We start from the raw sequence: 2673 nt of genomic DNA on the forward strand, positions 1-2673 counted from the left end.
CTTGCGGCCAGGGAGGTCATCGAGACCGAGTCCGTCGCGACGCAGCGCCGCGGGCCGTTCCGCGGACTGCGCGAGCGATGGAACGGGCTGTCCCGCCCCGCCCAGTGGGGGTGGATGCTGATCGTCGTCGCGATCGCCTACGCGATGCCGTACCTGAACTTCTTCCCGCTCAGCACGGCACCGGGCAACGACTGGCCCCTGGCACTGTTCGCGATGGCCGTGTACGCGCTCGTCGCGGTCGGCCTGAACGTCGTGGTCGGCTACGCCGGTCTGCTCGACCTCGGGTACGTGGCCTTCTTCGCGGTCGGCTCGTACACGGCGGCGATGTTCACCAGCCCCGACTCTCCGTATCTGAAGATCCCGTATCTGTGGACGCTTCCGCTCGCCATGGTGATCGCGATGATCTTCGGCGTCGTGCTGGGCGTGCCCACGCTCCGGCTGCGCGGCGACTACCTCGCGATCGTGACGCTCGGATTCGGTGAGATCGTGCGGATCCTGGCGACCATCATCCCCGCGATGAAGGGGCAGGTCGGGTTCCAGAACGTCGGCCGCCCGCCGGGCGACGGACCGAACGGGATCCCGATCTTCGCGAACTCGAACGGCACCCCGTGGTACTGGCTGACCGTGACGATCCTCATCATCATCCTGCTGCTCGCGGGCAACCTCGAGCGTTCGCGCGTCGGGCGCGCCTGGATCGCGATCCGCGAGGACGAGGATGCGGCGGAGACCATGGGCGTCCCGACGTTCAAGTACAAGGTGTGGGCCTTCGCGATCGGCGCAAGCGTCGGCGGCCTCTCCGGAGCGCTGTTCGCCGGCCAGGTCGGCTTCGTCAACAACCAGAAGTTCGACGTGCAGACCTCGATCCTGTTCCTCGCGGCGGTCGTCCTCGGCGGCACGGGCAACAAGGTCGGCGCGATCCTGGGTGGTGCGATCGTCGCGTACATCCCGCTGCGGTTCACCGCGGTCGCCGACTACAAGTATCTGATCTTCGGTGTCGCCCTGGTCATCCTGATGATCTACCGCTCCCAGGGACTCATCCCGGCGAAGATGCGGCTCATGGCGTATTCGCGCAAGGCGGTCGAATGGGTCGCCCCGCCGAAGACGCCGAGAGGTGCGGAACCGCCGGGAGCGCCGGCGCCGAGGACGGAAGGGGGCGCGGCATGACCGACCAGAACGACGACAGGACCGATGCGACTCCGGAGGAGCCCGTGATCGACGACACGTCCGCCGCCGAGCCCACGCTCGACGACGGTGCGGAGCCGGACATCGTGCCCGGCGAGGTCCCGCCGCTCGTCGAGGGCGCGGAGTCGGAGCGCGAGATCGACGTCGCCGTCGGCGAGAAGCTCGTCGAGGTGAAGAACCTCACGATCAAGTTCGGCGGCCTCACCGCCCTCGACGACGTGACGTTCGACATCAAGCGCGGCGAGATCCTCGGCCTCATCGGACCCAACGGCGCAGGCAAGACGACCTGCTTCAACGCGATGACCGGCGTCTACCGGCCGACCAGCGGCGACGTGCTGCTGGAAGGGACATCGGTGAAGGGGCGCAAGCAGCACCAGATCACGCGGATGGGCCTGGCGCGCACGTTCCAGAACATCCGCCTGTTCGGCGAGATGACGGCGTTGGAGAACGTGGTGGTGGGCCTCGATGCCCGGCACCGCACCTCGGTGCCCGGCGCGCTGATCCGCTCCCCGCGGCACATCCGCGAGGAGAGGAGCTCTGTCGACAGGGCGATGGCGCTGCTGGACTTCGTCGGCATCGCCCAGCACGCGCAGAAGCGCTCGCGGGATCTGTCCTACGGATCCCAGCGGCGCCTCGAGATCGCCCGCGCGCTCGCGACGGATCCGAAGCTGCTCTGCCTGGACGAGCCCGCCGCCGGCTTCAACCCTGCGGAGAAGGAGGACCTGATGGCCCTCATCCGGGCCATCAGGGACGAGGGCTACACGGTGCTGCTCATCGAGCACGACATGAAGCTCGTGATGGGCGTCACCGACCGCATCGTGGTGCTGGAGTTCGGCCGCAAGATCGCCGACGCCCTGCCCGCCGCCATCCGCGACGATCCGCGTGTGATCGCCGCCTACCTGGGAGTGCCCGAAGATGACGCTGCTTGAACTCAAGGACGTCGCGGTCCACTACGGAAGGATCAAGGCGATCCACGACATCTCGTTCTCGGTCGACGAGGGAGAGATCGTCACGCTGATCGGCGCGAACGGCGCGGGCAAGACGACGACGATGCGCACGATCTCGGGGCTGCTCCAGCCGTCGAGCGGATCCATCACGTTCGACGGCCAGGACATCACCAAGATGAAGGCGCACCTGCGGGTCGTCAAGGGCATCTCGCAGTCGCCGGAGGGCCGGGGGATCTTCCCCGGCATGACGGTGCTGGAGAACCTCGACATGGGCACGTTCGGCCTGAAGAACAAGTCGGGCGTCGCGGAGTCCTACGAGCGCGTGTTCTCGTTGTTCCCGCGGCTCGACGAGCGCAAGAAGCAGCTCGGCGGCACGATGTCCGGCGGCGAGCAGCAGATGCTCGCGATCGGCCGTGCGCTGATGTCCCAGCCCCGCGTGCTGCTGCTGGACGAGCCCTCGATGGGACTCGCTCCGCAGTTCATCCGGCAGATCTTCAAGATCATCACGGAGATCAACGCGCAGGGCACGACCGTGCTGCTGGTG

3 protein-coding genes are annotated in these 2673 nt (G+C 67.5%); all 3 read left to right on the top strand.

Annotation, left to right across the window (positions count from 1 at the left end):
- Positions 1-18: 18 nt before the first annotated feature.
- Entirely contained in the window at positions 19-1164 is a 1146-nt protein-coding gene (locus B7X32_RS20140; RefSeq protein ID WP_292723834.1) for a branched-chain amino acid ABC transporter permease, read from the top strand.
- Positions 1161-2111 (top strand): ABC transporter ATP-binding protein, encoded by a 951-nt coding sequence (locus B7X32_RS20145; protein ID WP_292723830.1) that lies wholly within the window; start codon positions 1161-1163, stop codon positions 2109-2111. The genes B7X32_RS20140 and B7X32_RS20145 overlap by 4 nt, the downstream gene beginning before the upstream one ends.
- Positions 2104-2673: ABC transporter ATP-binding protein (locus B7X32_RS20150; RefSeq protein ID WP_366247016.1), on the top strand; the 570-nt coding region annotated here is incomplete at its 3' end. The genes B7X32_RS20145 and B7X32_RS20150, both read left to right, overlap by 8 nt.

This window comes from Microbacterium sp. 13-71-7, from assembly GCF_002257455.1.
Taxonomy (GTDB): Bacteria; Actinomycetota; Actinomycetes; order Actinomycetales; family Microbacteriaceae; genus Microbacterium.